Source organism: Magnetospirillum moscoviense (assembly GCF_001650635.1).
Lineage (GTDB): Bacteria > Pseudomonadota > Alphaproteobacteria > Rhodospirillales > Magnetospirillaceae > Magnetospirillum > Magnetospirillum moscoviense.
The window spans coordinates 1-16,880 of record NZ_LWQU01000127.1; the positions used below are offsets into that span (position 1 = coordinate 1).

Here is a 16,880-nt window from a genome sequence, read left to right on the forward strand (position 1 = left end):
AGGGGGGCATGATGGATGAGTCATTCCATCTTGAATCACGCTCACGCCCGCCTGTCCAGGCTATGTTAACGCCTATGAGGGGCGCCCGTCCAGGGGCAGGTCGTCCACCGCCTTCACCAGCGCGGCGCGGCCGCCGGGCGGCATCACCGACCGGGGCACCGACAAGGGGGCATCGATGCCGCAGGCGGTGAACTCGCCCCGGCCCAGCAGGGCGGCAAGGCGCTGGAACGGCGGCCCGCTTCCGGCGAGGTCCTGAACCGGACGCAAATCCTGGATGGCGTCATCCGCCAGCGTGGCGATCCACACCGTCGGACGCGGAACCTTGGGTCGCCATTGATCGGCGGCGCCGGAAAAATCGATGCCGAGGACCGCCCTCAGTAGGCGCGCTCGATGCAGAAATCGATGACGTCGATCAGCGATTGCTTCAGGGCGCTGTCGGGGAAGATGCCCAGGGCGTCGCGCGCCACCTCGCCGTAATGGCGGGCCCGGGCGATGGTGTCGGCCAGGCTGCCGTGCTTTTCCATCAGGGTGATGGCGCGGTCCAGGTCGCCGTCTTGCTGTTCCAGCCGCTCGACGGTGCGGCGCCAGAATTCCCGCTGATCCTCGTCGCCGCGCCGGAAGGCCAGGATGATCGGCAGGGTGATCTTGCCCTCGCGGAAATCGTCGCCGACCGTCTTGCCCAGCACCGCCTGCTTGGCCGAGTAATCCAGCACGTCGTCGATCAACTGGAAGGCAATACCCAGATTCAGGCCATAGCTTTCCAACGCCTCTTCCTCGACCTTGGGGCGGTCGGCCACCACCGCGCCGATGCGGCAGGCGGCGGCGAACAGGGCGGCGGTCTTCGAGCGGATGACCTCGAGATAGGAATCCTCGGTGGTGTCGGTGTCGTTGGCGGTCATCAATTGCAGCACTTCGCCCTCGGCGATCACCGACGACGCGCGAGACAGGATGGCCAACACCGCCAGCGAGCCGTCCTCGACCATCAGCTCGAAGGCCCGCGAAAACAGGAAGTCGCCGACCAGCACGCTGGGCTTGTTGCCGAACAGGGCGTTGGCCGAGGCCTGGCCGCGGCGCAATTCGGACTCGTCGACGACGTCGTCGTGCAGCAAGGTGGCGGTGTGGATGAATTCGACGCAAGCCGCAAGCTTGATGTGGCGGTCGCCGGTATGACCGGCCAGGCGCGCCGAGGCCAGCGTCAGGACCGGGCGCAGGCGCTTGCCGCCCGAGGCGATGATGTGGCCGGCCAGTTGCGGGATCAACTCGACCGGGCTGTGCATGCGATCGACGATGGTGGTGTTGACCTTTTCCAGGTCCTGCTTCACCAGGGCGACCAGCGTATCGAAACTCTTGGCCTTGCGGCCGCGCTCTTCTTCCAGACTTACCACCTTCGCCACGTCGAAAACTCCCTCGGTCACGGAACGCCCCCGTCCGTGGGGTGAACTTACTGTTGCGGTGGAAAGGCGGTCAAGCTTACATCGGCCGCGAAACAGGCATGCGAGCCCTGAAATGACCGATTTTGCCACGACAGAAGACCATCTCCTGGGCGGACGGGTGGTGATCCGCCAGCCCAGCCAGGGCTACCGGGCCGGGTCGGACCCGGTGTTTCTGGCCGCTGCCGTTCCGCTGCGCACAGAAGGCCGAGTCCTTGATCTGGGGTGCGGCGTCGGCGCCGCCGGATTGTGCCTGCTGTCCCGTCTTCCCGGCATTACGGTTACCGGCTTGGAATTGCAGCCCGAACTGGCCGGCCTTGCCCGCGCCAACGGCGAGGCCAACGGCTTCGGCACTCGCTTCCAGGTGGTCGAGGGGTGCCTGGCCAAGCCCCCGGCCCTGCTGAAGGGCCAGGGCTTCGACGCAATCATCACCAATCCGCCATGGTACGAAGCCGGCACGGTTTCCGAGCCGTCGGTGGCCAGCAAGCGCATCGGCCATGTCGAGCGTGCGCTGGATCTGGAGAGCTGGCTGCGGGCCGCGGTCAAAATGCTGCGGCCACGCGGCCATCTGGCGCTGGTGCACCGCGCCGACCGGCTGGGCGACATCATGGCGGCGGTGAAGGTGCTGAAGCTGGGCGAGATCCAGGTGATCCCGCTATGGCCCAGGGAGGGGCGGCCGGCGATCCGGGTGGTGGTCACCGCCCGCAAGGACGTCAAGACGCCGCTGGAGCTGACGCCGGGACTGGTGTTGCACACCGCCGACGGCGCCTATACCGCCGAGGCCGAGGCGGTGTTGCGCCACGGCGCCGCGCTGGCGATTGCAAGAAGCGCTTGACTCTGTCCGGCGGATCAGTATCTTCCGCCGCCTGTGTTTCGATCACGACACCAACGAATTCGGGATTTTCGTCATGGCCAAGCCTGCCACCATCCTCATCAAGCTCCTCAGCTCTGCCGGCACTGGCTACTTTTATGTGGCGAAGAAGAATCCGCGCAAGACCACCGAGAAGCTGAAGTTCCGCAAGTATGACCCCGTCGTGCGCAAGCATGTCGAGTTCAACGAAGCGAAGATCAAGTAAGCTTCAGGGCTCGCCTTGAAATGAAACGCCCGCCGGGGCAACCCGGCGGGCGTTTTCGTTTGTCCGCCCCGCGATCGGTCAGGCCAGGAACTTGGCGACGGTCTGCAGGAAGCTGGTGACCGAAATCGGCTTGGCGATATAGCCCTCGCAGCCGCCTTCCCGAATCTTCTCCTCGTCGCCCTTCATGGCGAAGGCGGTCACGGCGATCACCGGAATGGCCTTGAGGTCGGGGTCTTCCTTCAGCATGCGGGTGATTTCCAGGCCGGAAATCTCGGGCAGCTGGATATCCATCAGGATCAGGTCGGGCTTGTGCTTGCGCGCCAGACCCAGCGCCTCGCGACCGTCTTTGGTCTGCAAGGTCTCGTATCCATTGGCCTGCAAGAGGTCGTTGAACAACTTCATGTTCAGGTCGTTGTCTTCAACGATCAGCACGGTCTTTGGCATGTTTCCTCTCGGCGAATCCCGGCACGGACAGACGATGTCCGGCCCCCCTGTACCCGTCGCGGCCATCATCACCGTTTCCTTGAGTGCTGTCAAACCCGACCAAAGCCTTGTGTCGCCGATTATGGCGGACCTTGACAGCGGGCGCCCGGCGGCGACACCTAAAGGGAACCCCAGCCGAAGGAGGGTCTCGTGCCCCGCTTCCTCGCCCTGCTCCTTGTGATCTTTGTGCATCTGACGAATTTTGCCCAGGCGGCGCCGGTGGGAACCGTCACCCGCCTGCAAGGTGCGGCCGAGGCCGGAGCCCTGGCCCTGGCCGAGGGCGCCACCATCCCGGCCGGCGCGATCCTGCGCACCGGACCAGGCGCCCGGCTCGAGATTCGCTTCATCGATGGCACCATGTTGACCCTGGGCGAGAAGGCCGAGGTGATCGTCGACCAGTTCCTGTTCGACGGCGCCGCCGGAACCGGCACTGCGCGCTTCGCGGTCAACCAGGGCGCCTTCCTGGTCGCCACCGGTGCGGTGGCCAAACTGCCCGAGCGTCCATTCAAGGTGGTCACCCCGATTGCCAGCATCGGCGTGCGCGGCACCAAATTCTGGGGCGGGCCGCTGGACAATCCGCTTGATGTGCTGGTGCTGGACGGAATGATCCGAGTGGAAAGCGCCGCCGGTGCCGTCGATCTGACGCAGCCGGGGCAGGGGACGGCGGTCAAGGCTGCCGGCATGGCGCCACAGGCACCGTCCCTCTGGTCGGATCAGCAGGTCGGCCGCGCCTTCGGCAGCGTCAGCTTCCGCTGACGATCAGTTGCGGACCGGCGGCTTGATGCGCTGGGAATAAAGGGTGGCCGGACCGCCCAGGCGCATCGCCTGGTCCAACGTCGCGGTGGCGGCGATGCGGGTGGTCAAGGGCTCGGCCGGCGGCTGCGGCGCCACTGCGATGGTCTTCGGCTTCAACTCGGCCGGCCGGGCCGGCGGCGGCGGCACCGGGGCCGGCAGCGACACCTCGGTCTTGCGGGGCGGGGGCGGCGGCGGGGCTACGGTGGCGGCGACCGGCGCGGCGATTGCCGCCACCCGCACCGGCTGCTGGGCGGCGATCGGTTCCGGCGTCGGCGCCGCCGGGGCGGGCTGTGCGACCACGGGTGCTGGTTCGGGCTGGGCGCGCGGTTTGGCCTCGGGGCGGGCCGCCGTGCGCTCGCGCTCTTCGCGCATCACGTCTTCCGCGGTGCGGGCCGGACCCAAGCCGTCCTTCACGAAATTGCCGATGACCTTCAGGAATTCCGGGACGTCGTCGGATGCCCGCGCCGGTATGGCGGCCGACAGGCAGGCGAGAATGACGGCGGATTTGAGCGCGGTATGGTTCATGGGGCGACTTTACCAGAGCTGGTCACTTGAACACCACCGTCTTTGATCCGTTCAGCAGCACCCGATGTTCGACGTGCCAGCGCACCGCACGGGCCAACACCAGATTCTCGATGTCGCGGCCGATGGCGACCAGGTCTTCCGGGGTATGGGTGTGATCGACCCGCTCGACCGATTGTTCGATGATCGGGCCTTCGTCCAGGTCGGCGGTGACGTAGTGGGCGGTGGCGCCGATGATCTTGACGCCCCTGGAATGGGCCTGGTGGTAGGGCTTGGCCCCCTTGAAGCTGGGCAGGAACGAATGATGGATGTTGATGGCCCGGCCGGACAGCTTGGCCGAAAGGTCGGTCGACAGGATCTGCATGTAGCGGGCCAACACCACCAGATCGGCGCCGGAACGATCGACCACCTCGGAAAGACGGGCCTCTTGCGCCGCCTTGTCGTGCTTGTCGACCGCCAGGTAATGATAGGGGATGCCGTGCCATTCGACGATCGAGCGCATGTCCTGGTGGTTCGAGATCACCGCCGGAATCTCGATGCCCAACTGGCCGGTATGATAGCGGTGCAGCAGGTCGACCAGGCAATGGCCGAACTTCGAGACCAGGATCACCACCCGGGGCTTGCGCGACAGGTCGTTCAGGTTCCAGATCATCTGGAAGCGGGCGGCGATCAGCGAGAACAGCTTGTCGAATTCGGGCCGGGTCGGAGTCAGCGCGCCCGACGAGAAGACGATGCGCATGAAGAACCGCCGCGACAGCGGGTCGCCGAATTGCGCCGCCTCGGTGATGAAGCAATCGTGCTGGGTCAGGAAGCCGGAGACCGCGGCCACGATGCCGACGGTGTCGGGGCAGGTGATGGTCAGCACGAAGGTTGGCTTGTCGGACATGGGGCCCAGAACTCCTGATTTCGACTGCTTGATAGCCGAGGCGGGGGGGCTACGCCAAGCATGCTGATCGTCGCTTGCCTTTTTTTTGCGCTTGGCCCAAGGTCGGCGAGTGGTCCGATGGCGACGAGTGGTTCTTCGTCGGCTGAATCGGCCCACAAGATCAATGGATGGTGTACTGACACGGTCAAAAGGTCAGTGTACCTTTTGACCGTGTCAGTACACTAGCGCATTCACCCCCCAAGGAACGCCTGCATGATCACCGTCTATTACAAGTCCGGTTCAGCCCAATGGAAGTACGAACTGGCGGACGAGGAATACGAGTACGTCATCTCCAACGTGATGGAGGACGACCCGGATCCGCAGGAGATGTTCGACGATTCGCTGGAAATCCTGCGCGACGTCTCGGCCATGGCCGAGGACGAAATGGAGGAGGATGATCAGATCGATCAGACCATCGCCGTGGCCTTCCTGTGGCATTGGTTCAACAAGCTGGCCAAGCCGGAAGACCGCATCGAGGGCGACGTGGTGCTGATCGAGGACGAGGACGGTTCGGGCGTCACCATCCTGCCGGCCAGCGACGTCATCGAGGAAGAGGGCTGAGCCCTTACCTTCCCCCGGCTTGAACGAAAAACGGCGGAAAGGGGCAACCCTTCCCGCCGTTGTCGTTGGTGGCGCGCGCCCCTATTCCTCGACGGTGTTCCCGTCCAGGTCGCCGGGGGCGCCCGACAGGGCGTCGGCGACCAGGCCGGCATTGGCGCGGATGGTGTTCTCGATCTCGGCGGCCATGGCTGGATTGTCGCGCATGAACTGCTTGGCGTTCTCGCGGCCCTGGCCGATGCGGGTCGAGTTGTAGCTGAACCAGGCGCCCGACTTCTCGACCACCCCGGCCTTGACGCCCAGATCGATCAATTCGCCGCTTTTCGAGACGCCCTCGCCATACATGATGTCGAAATCGACCACCTTGAACGGCGGGGCCAGCTTGTTCTTCACCACCTTGACACGGGTCTGGTTGCCCACCACCTCGTCACGGTCCTTGATGGCGCCGACGCGGCGGATTTCCAGGCGCACCGAGGCATAGAACTTCAGGGCGTTGCCGCCGGTGGTGGTTTCGGGGTTGCCGAACATCACGCCGATCTTCATGCGGATCTGGTTGATGAAGATGACGATGGTCTTCGACTTCGACACCGAACCCGTCAGCTTGCGCAAGGCCTGGCTCATCAGGCGGGCATGCAGGCCGACATGGGAATCGCCCATCTCGCCTTCCAGTTCGGCGCGCGGCACCAGGGCCGCCACCGAATCGACCACCAGCACATCGACCGCCCCCGAGCGGACCAGGGTGTCGGCGATTTCCAGCGCCTGCTCGCCGGCGTCGGGCTGGCTGAGCAGCAATTCGTCGATATTGACGCCCAGCTTGCGGGCGTAGATCGGGTCCAGCGCGTGCTCGGCGTCGATGAAGGCGCAGGCGCCGCCCTTCTTCTGCGCCTCGGCGATGACATGCAGCGCCAGTGTGGTCTTGCCCGAGCTTTCCGGCCCGTAAATCTCGACGATGCGCCCGCGCGGCAGGCCGCCGATGCCCAGTCCGATATCCAGGCCCAGCGACCCCGACGAGACCACTTCGGTCTCGACGATGTCGCGGCTGCCCATCTTCATGATGGAGCCCTTGCCGAACGCCCGCTCGATCTGGCTGACGGCGGCTTCCAATGCCTTTTGCTTGTCCATGGTGTCCTTGTCCACGAGGCGCAATACGGTCTGCGACATGGCAGTTTCCCCTTCATCTATCCCGAGACGGGCGGGTGATGCAACACGAGCTTCGTTAAGGGGCACAGTACACGATGTGTTCCGGAACGCAACAAGAATGTTCGCATTTGTTCCGGTCTGGTTCGCGTGGGGTTCTGGAATTTTCCATGCCCGAGCGCTTTGGTCGGGGGAGTGGAGGACTCTGGCCGCCATAAAAAAGCGTGCGGCTCAGCCTTCCATCACCTGTTTGACCGCGCCGGCCAGCTGCTTCAGCGAGAACGGCTTGGGCAGGAAGGTGACGCCGGAATCGGGGTCGATGCCGTTCCTGGCGACGTCTTCGGAATAGCCGGAAATCAAGATGATGCGGATGGTCGGTCGTTCCATCGCCACCAGCTTGGCCAGGGTGACGCCGTCCATGCCGGGCATCACCACGTCCGAGATCAGCACGTCGATGGCATCCTCGGCCCTGAGCACGTCCAGCGCCTGCTCGCCCGAGCGGGCTTCCAGCACCTTGTAGCCCTTGTTTTTGAGGGCGCGCCCGGCGAACATCCGTACCGCGTCCTCGTCCTCGACCAGCAAGATGGTGCCCGATCCGGTCAGGTCGGTGGTCGAGGTGTCTGAATCGGCGGCGGCGGGGCTAGCCGGCCTTTTGGTTTCATGGGCCGGCTCGGCCTCGATGCGCGGCAGGTAGATCGAGAAGGCCGCCCCTTGGCCGATCTCGCTTTCCACCACCACGAAGCCGTCGGTCTGGCGCAAGATGCCATAGACGGTGGACAGTCCCAGCCCGGTGCCGGCACCGACTTCCTTGGTCGAGAAGAACGGCTCGAAAATGCGGCTTAGGTGTTCCTTGGGGATGCCGGTGCCGGTATCGACCACCTCGATCCGGACGTAATCGCCGGCCGGCATGGTTTCCGGCCCGCGCTGGATGGGGGTGTCGAAGGTGGCGATGCCGGTGCGGATGGTCAGCGTGCCGCCGCCGGGCATGGCGTCGCGGGCATTGACCGCCAGATTGATGATGACCTGGTCGAACTGGCCGGGATCGACGCGGACCAGGCCCAGTTGGCGGCCGTGCACCATCTTCAGCTCGATGGTCTCGCCCAGCAGGCGGCGCAGCAGGTTGTGCAGGTCGGCCAGGGCGTCGGTGACGTTCAGCAGGCGCGGCTGCAGGGCTTGGCGGCGCGAGAAGGCCAGCAATTGGCGCACCAGCGAGGCGGCGCGGTTGGCGTTCTGCTTGATCTGCATGATGTCGGCGAAGCTGGGGTCGCCGGCCCCGTGGCGCTGCAGCAGCAGGTCGCAAAAGCCGATCATGGCGGTCAGCAGATTGTTGAAATCGTGGGCGACGCCGCCGGCCAACTGGCCCATGGCCTGCATCTTCTGGCTTTGGGCGAACTGGACTTCCAGGTTCCTTTGGTCGGTGGCGTCGATGAAATGGACGATCAGGCCCGAGATGGCGCCGTCCTCGTGAGTCGGGCTGACGAAAAGCTGGGCGATCAGCTCGCGCTTGCCTTTCAGGCGGACCTCCAGATGGGTGCCGGTGACCGAGCCCTGCAGCACCTTGGCCAATTGCTCGGCTGCGCCGTTTCGGTGGTCCTCGGCGATGATGGCGGTGAGCGCCCGGCCGCTGATGCCGTCATGGTCGATGCCCAGCATCGATTGAAGGGCCAGGTTGCAGGTGCCGATCGAGCCATCCAGCTCGACCAGGGCAATGCCGACGGGGGCGTCGTCGAACAGCCAGCGGAAGCGGCGTTCGGCGGCGCGCAGCGCGCGCTCCCATTGATGTTCGGGCACCATGTCGCGCACCACCACCGAGCGGGTGCGGATCTCGCCGCCATCGTCGAACACCGTGTGGGCGACCATGGCCTGGAACACCTCGCCGCCGCGCCCCATCAGGCGCAGTTCGACCCGTTCCTCTTCCGGGTCGGGCACGCTGCCCAGCACATCTTCCAGGCTGTGACCGATCAGTTCCGACGGCGTGCCGCCCAGCCACTCGGCCAGGCGGTGGTTGGCCGAGCGGATGATGCCGTCGGAATCGGCCGAATAACAGCCGACCGGCAGGAAATCGACGAAATCGGCCAGCCACTCATTCTCGCGCCGAAGTGTTTCCTCGATGGCGCGTCGGGCGGTGACGTCCTCGACGAACCACACCACGGCATCGCGGCCGGCCGGGCGGACCTCGGCCGACAGCCATTCCCGCGATCCGTCAGGGGCGGTCAGGGCGATTTCGGTCTTGCGGGCGGCACCGACGGCCGCCGCGGCTTCCAGCCGTTCCAGTTCGGTCAGGGCGCGGTCGTCGCTGGCGGCGCGGTCCAGCAATGGCGCCAGCGGGCGCTGGGCCGGCCCCAGCAGGCGCCGCGCCGCTTTGTTGCGGTGAATTTCCTCGCCGTCGCGGTGGACCAGCACGCAGGCGCGGGTTTCCGATTCCAGGGCGCCGGCCAGATGATCGACATGACCGGCAGCTGCCCGGGCCTGATCCCAGCGCCGGGCCAGCACCCAGGCCGAGGCGCAGGCCACCAAGGCCGCCGAGGTGGCGGCCACGGTCAGCAGGCCGCCCTCGGCGGCGACCAGGCCGGCCGCGCCCAGCGTCGAAGCCGCCAGGACCCACGGTAGCCCGCCGGTGGTGCGATCAGTGTGCAATGTTGCCCTTCAGACGCATGACGTAGCCGATGACTTCGGCGACCGCCTTATAATGCTCGGGTGGGACTTCCTGGTCCAGTTCGACCGTGGCGTAAAGCGCACGCGCCAGGGGCGGGTTCTCGACGATGGGGACGTCGTGCTCGGTGCCCAGGTCGCGGATGCGCTTGGCCACCAGGTCGGCACCCTTGGCCACCAGCACCGGCGCGTTCATCGCCTCGGCATCGTATTTCAGCGCCACGGCATAGTGGGTCGGGTTGGTGACGATGACGTCGGACATCGGCACCGCCGCCATCATGCGCTTTCTGGCGCGCTGCATGCGCAAGGACCGCAGGCGAGCCTTGATCTGCGGGTCGCCTTCCTGGTTCTTGTGTTCGTCCTTCACCTCCTGCTTGGACATCTTCATCTTTTCCATCCAGCGCCAGTACTGGAACAGATAGTCGGCCAGGGCCAGCGCGGCCATCATCAGGACGGTGACGAAGATCATCCAATAGACCTTGTCATGGATGTATTCCATGAGCGCCATCAGGTCGAGGTCGGCCAGGTTCTCGAACTCCTTGACGCTTTTCCAGATCATCCAGCCCAGCACGATGCCCAGCACGATCAGCTTGAACAGCTGCTTGACGAACTCGACCAACTGGTTGGCGGCGAACAGCCGCTTGACCCCTTCCATCGGGCTGAGCTTGCTGAACTTGGGGATCATGTTCTTGCCGATCCACATGAAGCCCTTGGTCTGGGCCACCTGGACGGCGATCCCCAAAACCACCACCACGGCCATCGGCACCAAAAGGACCTTGCCCATCGCCAGGCCCAGCGTGACCATCAGGGTGGGGATGGCGGTACGGTCCAGCGCGATGTCTTGCGGGCGTTCCAGGAACGGGATCAGCGAGGCCTTGAGGTCCGAGGCCATGCCCGGCGCCAGATAGCCGATGATGATCAGCGCCGCGACCAGCGAGGCCAAGCTCTTGGCCTCGGTGGTTTGCGCGATATTGCCCTCTTCGCGGGCGTCGGATAGGCGTTTGCCTGTTGGTTCTTCTGTCTTGTCGTCGGACATCGCTCAAGTCCCGCCGATGAAGGGCAGAAGGCCGGCCTCGAACCAGCGCAGGAACAGGAAGATCATCAACGGGATGGCCACCATCAGCATCCACAGCCCGCCCAGCAACTGCAGCGGCAGGGCGACGAAGAACACCTGGATCTGCGGCGACAGGCGGCTCATCAGACCCAGCGCCACATAGAAAAACAGGCCGAAGGCCAGGATCGGCGCCGACAGCTTGACGGCAAAGCCGAAACTTTCAGACATCAGGTGCGACAGCGTCTCGGTGAAATCGCCCAGCGGCATCGCCTGGCCTGGCTGAAAGGTACCGTAGGAATCGAACATCGCCTGGATCATCAGGTGATGCAGGTCGGTGGCGAAGATCGCCACCAGCGCCATGTTGGTCAACAGCGCGGTCAGGGTCGCACTTTGCTGTTCGGCGACGAAATCGAAGGAAAAGGCGTTGGTCAGTCCGATCTGGGTGCCGATGAAGGTACCGGCCACGTGCAGCGCGCTCATCAGCACCTGGGTCACGGTGCCGATATAGATGCCGATCAGCGCTTCCGAGCCGATCATCAGCAGCAACGCTCCCAGGTCACGCGGCCTGGGCGGGTACATGCCTCCGGCCAAGGGCAGCAGCAGCAGGGTCATGGCCAGGGCCAGCAGGATCTTGACCCGCGCCGGGATCATCTTCCCCGAGAAACCCGGCAGCATCATCATCGCCGCGCCGAGGCGCGAGAAGATCATGAAGAAACGGTAGATGTCGAACGTCAGGATGTCGTTGAGCACCCGGCCCCTCTTCGTTCAATTGCCGCCGGCAATGACGCGGTCGAGGATGGTCTTCCAGAATTCGTTCATGGTGTTGAGCATGAAGGGGAAGAACAAGATCAGCGACCCGAACACCAGCAGGACCTTTGGCACGAAGGTCAGGGTCATTTCCTGGATCTGGGTGATGGTCTGGATGATCGAGATGGCCAAGCCGATTACCAGCCCAGTCAGCAAAGGCGGCGCGGCCACGATCACCAGGGTCATGATGGTTTCTCGGGCGACGTCGATCAGGTCGGCTTCGGTCATGGATGGCGACCGGCGATCAGATCGGCATGCGCATGATTTCATTATAGGCGTTGATCACCTTGTCGCGCACCGTGACGACGGTGTCCAAGGTCATCTGGGCGTTGGCGACGGCGGCCACCACCTCGCGGATGTCGGCCTTGCCGGCGATGGCCGCAGCCGAGGCCTGCTCGCCTTCCTTCAAGGCGCCGACCGCGACCTTGGCGGCATCCTTCAGCACGCTGGAGAAATCGCTGCCGGGCATCGGCGCCGGAGCATCGCGGGCTTCCATCCCTCCGTCGCCCAAGGGCTTGGAGAAGGCGGCGTAGGCATTCAAAGCGTCGGAAATGCGGGTCATGGTCTAGATTCCCTGGTGGCTACTGGCGCAGCAGTTCGACGGTGCGCGACAGCATCTGGCGCGACGAGTTGATGACGGCCATGTTGGCTTCGTACGAGCGCTGGGCCTCGCGCATGTCCATCATCTCGATCAGCGGATTGACGTTGGGGGCCAGCACATAGCCGTCGCGGTCGGCGGCCGGGTGCTTGGGGTCGAAACGGCGCAGGAACTCGGCCGAGTCGGGGCGGACCTTGGCGACCTTGACCCCGGTGACGCCATTGGCCCGGTCCAGTTCGCTCTTGAACGACACCACCTTGCGGCGATAGGGGCTGCCATCGGGGGTCTGGGCCAGGGAATCGGCGTTGGCCAGGTTCTCCGAGATCACCCGCAGCCGTTCGGCCTGGGCCTTCATGCCCGAGGTGGCGATGCGCGTGGCTTTTTGCAGTTCGTCCATGGTTCGCGGGCTCCGGCTTACTGACCCTTGGACAGGGCGGTGCGCAGCAACTTGAATTGCTTCTCGAACAGGCCGGCGGCCACTTCGTAGGAAGACTTGGCCTGGCCCATCTTGGCCATCTGTTCTTCCAGGACCACGGCGTTGCCGTCGGCCGAGGATTCGAACACCTTCTTGGCCGAGACCACCTTGGTCGGGTCCTGCATCGGCGGTGCGATATGGCGGGCGTCCGTGGCCTTGATGCCCACTGACGGCACGCTTTGGCCCAGGACGTCCTTGAAGTTCCATTCCTTCAGGTCGCGCGGCACGTATTTGGGGGTGTTGGCGTTGGCGATGTTCTCGGCCAGCACTTCCTGGCGCTTGGCGATCCAGTCCATGCGGCCTTTGGTCAGCGAAACCAGGGTCAGTTTATCGAACATCGACGGCCATTCCCAACGAGAACCCGCGCGGGCGGGCGGTCTAAAACCATTGGCTATTGTCGGACCAACCCCTTTAACAAAGGGTGAATCCGATTCGCGATCAAGCACTTAACCGTTCTTTAAGCGCGCGCGGACAGACTCGGACGACAAGATACGCCCTGGTGGCGCGACAGCTCAATCGGGAACGAAGACAGCATGGGACAGGGGCACGACCTCTGGGACGAACGGGCCGAGGCCGAGGCTTCCCTGCCGGTGGGACCGGCGGGCGGGCGGACCGTTGCCGTGGCGCTTTCCTACGATCCCGCCGAATCCGACGCGCCCAAGGTGGTGGCGTCGGGCAAGGGCGCCATCGCCGAACAGATTCTGCAACTGGCCTTCGCCCACGGGGTCAAGGTCCGCACCGATCCCGACCTGGCCCAGGTGCTGGCGGCGGTGGAAATCGACACGGTGATCCCGCTGGAAGCCTTTGCCGCCGTGGCCGAGATTTTAGCCTATGTCTATCGGGCCAACGGCCAAGTGTCGCCCATCTCCAACGGAGAGACCGCATGACCGACGTGCGCGAGGAACTGGAAAAGGCGGTGTCGCTGGTGACGGCGGCCAGGCGCCTGCTGGTCGGCGGCACCATGGTCGACCTGGCGGCGCTCGAGGGGAAGGTTCAGGGAATCTGTGCCGGCATCGCCGAGATGGCGCGTGAGGACGGCCGCACCTTGTTGCCGCTGGTCGAGAAGCTGCTGTCCGACCTTGACCGCCTGGCCGAGGCGATTGGCGAGCGGATGGACCCGCCGCCGGCCGACCTGGGAGCTGGCTGAATGGAGCTCGACGCCGCGTCCTATTTGCGCTTCGTCGCCGCGCTGGCTTTCGTCGTCGGGCTGATGCTGGCGTTGCTGTGGGCATTGCGCCGGTTCGGTCCGGCCGGCATGGTGGTGCGCGCCGGCGCCAAGCGGCGCCTGGGGGTGGTCGAGACCGCGGCTTTGGACGGCCGGCGCCGGCTGGTCCTGATTCGTCGCGACGACACCGAACATTTGCTGCTGGTGGGCGGCGGCAACGATATGCTGATCGAAAGCCGGGTCGCGCCCGCGGCCCAGGAGGACAAGGCATGAGGATGGCTCGCCGAGCCCTGATTTTCACCGTGGCGACCATTGGCGCCGTGGGTCTGGGGGGCACCTTCGCCGATCCGGCGCTGGCCCAGCAATTCTCCCTGGACCTGGGTGCCGGCGGCGGCGGCAACAACCCCAACAGCACGACGCTGCGGGTCCTGCAATTGCTGGCCCTGACCACCGTTTTGTCGGTGGCGCCGTCGATTCTGATGATGGTGACCTCGTTCACCCGCATCGTCATCGTCCTGGGCTTCCTGCGTCAGGCGTTGGGCACCATGCAAAGCCCGCCCAACATGGTGATGATGAGCCTGGCCATGTTCCTGACCATGTTCGTGATGGCGCCCACTTTCGAGCAAGCGTGGAACCAGGGGGTGCAGCCCTATATCGACGGCCAGCTGGACGAGGTCGAGGCGTTCGACCGTACCGCCAAGCCGTTTCATACGTTCATGACCCGCTTGGCCCGCGAACAGGACGTGCAATTGTTCATGAACCTGTCGCGGACCCAGCAGGTGACCAAGCCCGAGGACGTGCCGTTGAAGGTGCTGGTCCCGGCCTTCATGATCAGCGAATTGCGCCGGGCCTTTGAAATCGGCTTCCTGATCTTCCTGCCGTTCATCGTCATCGACATGGTGGTCGCCTCGGTGCTGATGAGCATGGGCATGATGATGATTCCGCCGGCGATGATCGCGCTGCCGTTCAAGCTGATCTTCTTCGTGCTGGTGGACGGCTGGTTCATGGTGGTCGGCTCGCTGGTGCAAAGCTTCGGCGCGGGCTGATCCCGCCATTTGCGGCGGGTCTGGCATGCATTGAGTACAAGGGGTTCGAACGCCAAAGGGTGGTATAATGCCCCCAAAGGCCGAACGGTCTTCGGCCTTTGCCCATCGAAGTGAGGAGGGGGGCCATGACCAGCAGGGTCATCCGGCGTCCACCCAGGTCCGACAGTTCGGTCGAGGCCCCGCCCCGCCAACCGCTTCAAGGCTGGCACGGCGAGGTCGATCGCTTGTTCGAAGGGTTCTTTCCGGCCGCCTTCGGCGGCTCGTCTCAGACCGCTTTCGGCCGTGCCCTGCACGAGCTCGATTCCTGGCTGTGCCGGCCGGCCCAGGGCTTCGACGAGCCGGTTCCCAGCGTTGACATCAGGGAACTGGCCGATTGCTACCAGATCACCACGGAACTGCCGGGGCTGGAGGCCCAGGATGTCGATGTCACCGTCAAGGACGGTGTCTTGATGATCCATGGTGAAAAGACGGTCGAGCGTTCCGAGGATGCGGAATCTGTCCAGATTTCCGAGCGCGGCTTCGGCACGTTCGAGCGCTCGTTCCGCCTGCCCGAGGATGCCGACGCCAAAGGGATCGGCGCCGAATTCGCCAAGGGTATTCTGATAGTCACCGTTCCCAAGCAAGAAAAAGCCGCTGGCCGCGATCGCAAGATCGCGGTCAAGCCGCACTGAGTTCCCTCTTGCCAGGCGGCATTCGCCCCCCCAACAGCAGGCCGCTTGGCAAGGCCCCCTCCCGCCCCGGCAATAGTCGGGCGGGAGGGGTTCTTGTCTTCGGGTGTGGGATCGAATCGGTGTTGAATTTCAAATTCGCCCGGCCCATGCTGGCATGGACGCGATGGCGTCCGGTGCCGTCGAGAATACCAAGAAGAAGGGGGGACAGATGTCCGTCGAAGCCATTCTGAAGACCAAGGGTCATAACATCTTCACCATCCGACCGGAGCATTCGGTGTCCGAGGCGGCCGCTTTGATGGCCTCGAAGCGGGTCGGCGTCGCCATCGTCTGCGACGCCAAGGGGCGCCTGATGGGGGTGGTGTCCGAACGCGATATCGTCTCGGGGATCACCCAATACGGTAAGGGCCTGCTGGAAATGCCGGTTCGCAACATCATGACCAGCCCGGTGGTGACCTGTGCTCCGGCCGATTCCATCAAGAAGGTGATGGAAGTGATGACCGAGCGCCGCATCCGCCACCTTCCGGTGCTGGAAGGCGAGGAACTGGTCGGCATGATCTCGATCGGCGACGCCGTCAATTTCCGCCTGCACGAGGCGCAGATGGAAACCGCGGTCCTGCGCGATTTCGCCGCGACCCGCTGATTTCGGTTAAGACCATGGGGCGCCGTCCGCAAGGGCGGCGCCCTGTTTATTTTATAGCGTGCGGCGCCCTGATCGTTTCAACAGGCGCCGCGCCCAGTTTGTTGCAGGTGCGAGAAAAAATGGTGCAGTGCAAAAAAAGTGTTGGAAAATTCGGTCGGGATCGGTATGGTGTGCCTATGTTGCATTGCACAACGGTCGCCGTGGGGGTGATCGGGTGCCGATAGAAAGGGTTTCGCCATGAAGATCGATGGTTTCGACAAGTTCGTTTCGCTGGGCAAGGAAAACGCCGACGCGGTGGTCAAGAGCAGCACCGTCGCCATGAAGGGCTTCGAAGAGCTGGCCAAGGCCTCGCAGGCCTATGTCGCCACCTCGACCGAGAAGGCCGACGCCGTCATGAAGGCGCTGTTCGCCGTCAAGACCCCGGCCGAGTTCTTCGACCTGCAGGGCAAGCTGGCCCGCGAGTCGGTCGAGATCGCCATCTCGGACAGCCGCAAGTTCGCCGAGCTGACCCAGACCGTCGTGACCGCCGCCCTGGAGCCGATCAACGCCCGCGTTGCCGCCTTCCAGTCGCTGGTCAAGCAGGCCGCGTAACAAGACTCGCGCAGTCGCCTTCGGGTGGCGCGCCAGCCGGTCGGAACCGGGTCCCTCCTCCCTCCCGGTTCCGACCGCTCAATGAACGCCCGACCTCTCCCCCCGAGGTCGGGCGTTTTTTTCGAAATTCCTCCCTTTTCTTTCCAATAATTCAAATCTGAGTGCCAGATTCCACCCGGTCGGGCGGGTGGCCGGTACTCACCCGGGCAGCAATATTCCTACATCACGATACTATTTTATAAGTAACGACTCATT

24 protein-coding genes are annotated in these 16,880 nt (G+C 64.4%); 11 read left to right on the plus strand and 13 right to left on the minus strand.

Features of this window, described 5'->3' with window-relative positions; genetic code table 11:
- Window positions 1-72 precede the first annotated feature (72 nt).
- Complete coding sequence (locus A6A05_RS07470) at window positions 73-306, minus strand: hypothetical protein (protein ID WP_068499009.1); 234 nt, start codon at window positions 304-306, stop codon at window positions 73-75.
- A 68-nt stretch (window positions 307-374) separates the two neighbouring features.
- Complete coding sequence (locus A6A05_RS07475) at window positions 375-1,394, minus strand: polyprenyl synthetase family protein (RefSeq protein ID WP_068499098.1); 1,020 nt, start codon at window positions 1,392-1,394, stop codon at window positions 375-377.
- Between the two features lie 112 nt (window positions 1,395-1,506).
- Here A6A05_RS07475 and A6A05_RS07480 point away from each other — a divergent pair, with 112 nt between their 5' ends.
- A complete protein-coding gene (locus A6A05_RS07480) occupies window positions 1,507-2,265 on the plus strand; it encodes a tRNA1(Val) (adenine(37)-N6)-methyltransferase (protein WP_068499011.1) in 759 nt (252 codons plus the stop codon).
- A gap of 73 nt (window positions 2,266-2,338) precedes the next feature.
- Complete coding sequence (gene rpmG, locus A6A05_RS07485) at window positions 2,339-2,506, plus strand: 50S ribosomal protein L33 (protein WP_068499100.1); 168 nt, start codon at window positions 2,339-2,341, stop codon at window positions 2,504-2,506.
- Window positions 2,507-2,584: 78 nt separating this feature from the next.
- Here the strand turns inward: rpmG and A6A05_RS07490 are convergent, their stop codons facing one another.
- Window positions 2,585-2,950: a response regulator gene (locus tag A6A05_RS07490; RefSeq protein ID WP_068499013.1), complete on the minus strand. Its 366-nt coding sequence runs from the start codon at window positions 2,948-2,950 to the stop codon at window positions 2,585-2,587.
- A gap of 189 nt (window positions 2,951-3,139) precedes the next feature.
- Between A6A05_RS07490 and A6A05_RS07495 the strand changes: the two genes are divergently transcribed.
- Entirely contained in the window at window positions 3,140-3,745 is a 606-nt protein-coding gene (locus A6A05_RS07495) for a FecR family protein (protein WP_082910781.1), read from the plus strand.
- 3 nt (window positions 3,746-3,748) lie between these two features.
- Here the strand turns inward: A6A05_RS07495 and A6A05_RS21475 are convergent, their stop codons facing one another.
- Both A6A05_RS21475 and purU read right to left on the minus strand, forming a co-directional pair.
- Window positions 3,749-4,309 (minus strand): hypothetical protein, encoded by a 561-nt coding sequence (locus A6A05_RS21475; protein WP_068499018.1) that lies wholly within the window; start codon window positions 4,307-4,309, stop codon window positions 3,749-3,751.
- Window positions 4,310-4,331: 22 nt separating this feature from the next.
- Complete coding sequence (gene purU, locus A6A05_RS07505; RefSeq protein ID WP_068499020.1) at window positions 4,332-5,192, minus strand: formyltetrahydrofolate deformylase; 861 nt, start codon at window positions 5,190-5,192, stop codon at window positions 4,332-4,334.
- A 252-nt stretch (window positions 5,193-5,444) separates the two neighbouring features.
- Here purU and A6A05_RS07510 point away from each other — a divergent pair, with 252 nt between their 5' ends.
- Window positions 5,445-5,792, plus strand: coding sequence for a hypothetical protein (locus tag A6A05_RS07510; protein WP_068499022.1), 348 nt, complete (start codon window positions 5,445-5,447; stop codon window positions 5,790-5,792).
- A gap of 81 nt (window positions 5,793-5,873) precedes the next feature.
- Here A6A05_RS07510 and recA read toward each other — a convergent pair whose 3' ends face one another.
- From recA to A6A05_RS07550, 8 genes are all read right to left on the minus strand, one after another.
- Window positions 5,874-6,950, minus strand: a complete 1,077-nt coding sequence (recA, locus tag A6A05_RS07515; RefSeq protein ID WP_068499023.1) for a recombinase RecA — start codon at window positions 6,948-6,950, stop codon at window positions 5,874-5,876.
- Between the two features lie 207 nt (window positions 6,951-7,157).
- Entirely contained in the window at window positions 7,158-9,563 is a 2,406-nt protein-coding gene (locus A6A05_RS07520) for a hybrid sensor histidine kinase/response regulator (protein WP_068499026.1), read from the minus strand.
- Entirely contained in the window at window positions 9,553-10,614 is a 1,062-nt protein-coding gene (gene flhB / locus A6A05_RS07525; protein ID WP_068499028.1) for a flagellar biosynthesis protein FlhB, read from the minus strand. The genes A6A05_RS07520 and flhB overlap by 11 nt, the downstream gene beginning before the upstream one ends.
- Before the next feature lie 3 nt (window positions 10,615-10,617).
- On the minus strand, window positions 10,618-11,382 hold the full coding sequence (fliR, locus tag A6A05_RS07530) for a flagellar biosynthetic protein FliR (protein ID WP_068499031.1): 765 nt from the start codon (window positions 11,380-11,382) through the stop codon (window positions 10,618-10,620).
- A gap of 15 nt (window positions 11,383-11,397) precedes the next feature.
- The gene (fliQ, locus tag A6A05_RS07535; protein ID WP_068499033.1) at window positions 11,398-11,667 is read right to left on the minus strand and encodes a flagellar biosynthesis protein FliQ; all 270 of its coding nucleotides are present in this window, start codon (window positions 11,665-11,667) and stop codon (window positions 11,398-11,400) included.
- A gap of 16 nt (window positions 11,668-11,683) precedes the next feature.
- Window positions 11,684-12,001, minus strand: coding sequence for a flagellar hook-basal body complex protein FliE (gene fliE / locus A6A05_RS07540; protein ID WP_068499035.1), 318 nt, complete (start codon window positions 11,999-12,001; stop codon window positions 11,684-11,686).
- Between the two features lie 19 nt (window positions 12,002-12,020).
- On the minus strand, window positions 12,021-12,434 hold the full coding sequence (flgC, locus tag A6A05_RS07545) for a flagellar basal body rod protein FlgC (protein ID WP_068499037.1): 414 nt from the start codon (window positions 12,432-12,434) through the stop codon (window positions 12,021-12,023).
- A gap of 17 nt (window positions 12,435-12,451) precedes the next feature.
- On the minus strand, window positions 12,452-12,850 hold the full coding sequence (locus A6A05_RS07550) for a flagellar basal body protein (protein ID WP_068499039.1): 399 nt from the start codon (window positions 12,848-12,850) through the stop codon (window positions 12,452-12,454).
- Between the two features lie 195 nt (window positions 12,851-13,045).
- Here A6A05_RS07550 and A6A05_RS07555 point away from each other — a divergent pair, with 195 nt between their 5' ends.
- The 7 genes from A6A05_RS07555 to A6A05_RS07585 all read left to right on the plus strand — a co-directional run bounded on the left by A6A05_RS07555 (window position 13,046) and on the right by A6A05_RS07585 (window position 16,625).
- Complete coding sequence (locus A6A05_RS07555) at window positions 13,046-13,399, plus strand: EscU/YscU/HrcU family type III secretion system export apparatus switch protein (RefSeq protein ID WP_068499042.1); 354 nt, start codon at window positions 13,046-13,048, stop codon at window positions 13,397-13,399.
- Entirely contained in the window at window positions 13,396-13,659 is a 264-nt protein-coding gene (locus A6A05_RS07560) for a hypothetical protein (RefSeq protein ID WP_068499044.1), read from the plus strand. The genes A6A05_RS07555 and A6A05_RS07560 overlap by 4 nt, the downstream gene beginning before the upstream one ends.
- Window positions 13,660-13,950, plus strand: coding sequence for a FliO/MopB family protein (locus A6A05_RS07565; RefSeq protein WP_068499045.1), 291 nt, complete (start codon window positions 13,660-13,662; stop codon window positions 13,948-13,950). It abuts the gene before it with no gap.
- A complete protein-coding gene (gene fliP / locus A6A05_RS07570) occupies window positions 13,947-14,723 on the plus strand; it encodes a flagellar type III secretion system pore protein FliP (RefSeq protein WP_082910782.1) in 777 nt (258 codons plus the stop codon). The genes A6A05_RS07565 and fliP overlap by 4 nt, the downstream gene beginning before the upstream one ends.
- A 125-nt stretch (window positions 14,724-14,848) precedes the next feature.
- Window positions 14,849-15,394 (plus strand): Hsp20/alpha crystallin family protein, encoded by a 546-nt coding sequence (locus A6A05_RS07575; protein ID WP_068499048.1) that lies wholly within the window; start codon window positions 14,849-14,851, stop codon window positions 15,392-15,394.
- Between the two features lie 208 nt (window positions 15,395-15,602).
- A complete protein-coding gene (locus A6A05_RS07580) occupies window positions 15,603-16,034 on the plus strand; it encodes a CBS domain-containing protein (protein ID WP_068499104.1) in 432 nt (143 codons plus the stop codon).
- 237 nt (window positions 16,035-16,271) lie between these two features.
- A complete protein-coding gene (locus tag A6A05_RS07585) occupies window positions 16,272-16,625 on the plus strand; it encodes a phasin family protein (RefSeq protein ID WP_068499049.1) in 354 nt (117 codons plus the stop codon).
- Window positions 16,626-16,880 lie beyond the last annotated feature (255 nt).

Excerpts from the sequence above, each read along its gene's own strand:
- fliQ (WP_068499033.1), bottom strand. The coding sequence starts at position 11,667 with ATGACCGAAGCCGACCTGATCGACGTCGCCCGAGAAACCATCATGACC.
- recA (WP_068499023.1), bottom strand. The coding sequence starts at position 6,950 with ATGTCGCAGACCGTATTGCGCCTCGTGGACAAGGACACCATGGACAAG.
- rpmG (WP_068499100.1), top strand. The coding sequence starts at position 2,339 with ATGGCCAAGCCTGCCACCATCCTCATCAAGCTCCTCAGCTCTGCCGGC.
- A6A05_RS07565 (WP_068499045.1), top strand. The coding sequence starts at position 13,660 with ATGGAGCTCGACGCCGCGTCCTATTTGCGCTTCGTCGCCGCGCTGGCT.
- A6A05_RS07560 (WP_068499044.1), top strand. The coding sequence starts at position 13,396 with ATGACCGACGTGCGCGAGGAACTGGAAAAGGCGGTGTCGCTGGTGACG.
- A6A05_RS21475 (WP_068499018.1), bottom strand. The coding sequence starts at position 4,309 with ATGAACCATACCGCGCTCAAATCCGCCGTCATTCTCGCCTGCCTGTCG.
- A6A05_RS07490 (WP_068499013.1), bottom strand. The coding sequence starts at position 2,950 with ATGCCAAAGACCGTGCTGATCGTTGAAGACAACGACCTGAACATGAAG.
- A6A05_RS07555 (WP_068499042.1), top strand. The coding sequence starts at position 13,046 with ATGGGACAGGGGCACGACCTCTGGGACGAACGGGCCGAGGCCGAGGCT.
- A6A05_RS07550 (WP_068499039.1), bottom strand. The coding sequence starts at position 12,850 with ATGTTCGATAAACTGACCCTGGTTTCGCTGACCAAAGGCCGCATGGAC.
- purU (WP_068499020.1), bottom strand. The coding sequence starts at position 5,192 with ATGTCCGACAAGCCAACCTTCGTGCTGACCATCACCTGCCCCGACACC.
- fliP (WP_082910782.1), top strand. The coding sequence starts at position 13,947 with ATGAGGATGGCTCGCCGAGCCCTGATTTTCACCGTGGCGACCATTGGC.
- fliE (WP_068499035.1), bottom strand. The coding sequence starts at position 12,001 with ATGACCCGCATTTCCGACGCTTTGAATGCCTACGCCGCCTTCTCCAAG.
- A6A05_RS07575 (WP_068499048.1), top strand. The coding sequence starts at position 14,849 with ATGACCAGCAGGGTCATCCGGCGTCCACCCAGGTCCGACAGTTCGGTC.
- A6A05_RS07580 (WP_068499104.1), top strand. The coding sequence starts at position 15,603 with ATGTCCGTCGAAGCCATTCTGAAGACCAAGGGTCATAACATCTTCACC.
- A6A05_RS07510 (WP_068499022.1), top strand. The coding sequence starts at position 5,445 with ATGATCACCGTCTATTACAAGTCCGGTTCAGCCCAATGGAAGTACGAA.
- flgC (WP_068499037.1), bottom strand. The coding sequence starts at position 12,434 with ATGGACGAACTGCAAAAAGCCACGCGCATCGCCACCTCGGGCATGAAG.
- A6A05_RS07480 (WP_068499011.1), top strand. The coding sequence starts at position 1,507 with ATGACCGATTTTGCCACGACAGAAGACCATCTCCTGGGCGGACGGGTG.
- A6A05_RS07585 (WP_068499049.1), top strand. The coding sequence starts at position 16,272 with ATGAAGATCGATGGTTTCGACAAGTTCGTTTCGCTGGGCAAGGAAAAC.
- flhB (WP_068499028.1), bottom strand. The coding sequence starts at position 10,614 with ATGTCCGACGACAAGACAGAAGAACCAACAGGCAAACGCCTATCCGAC.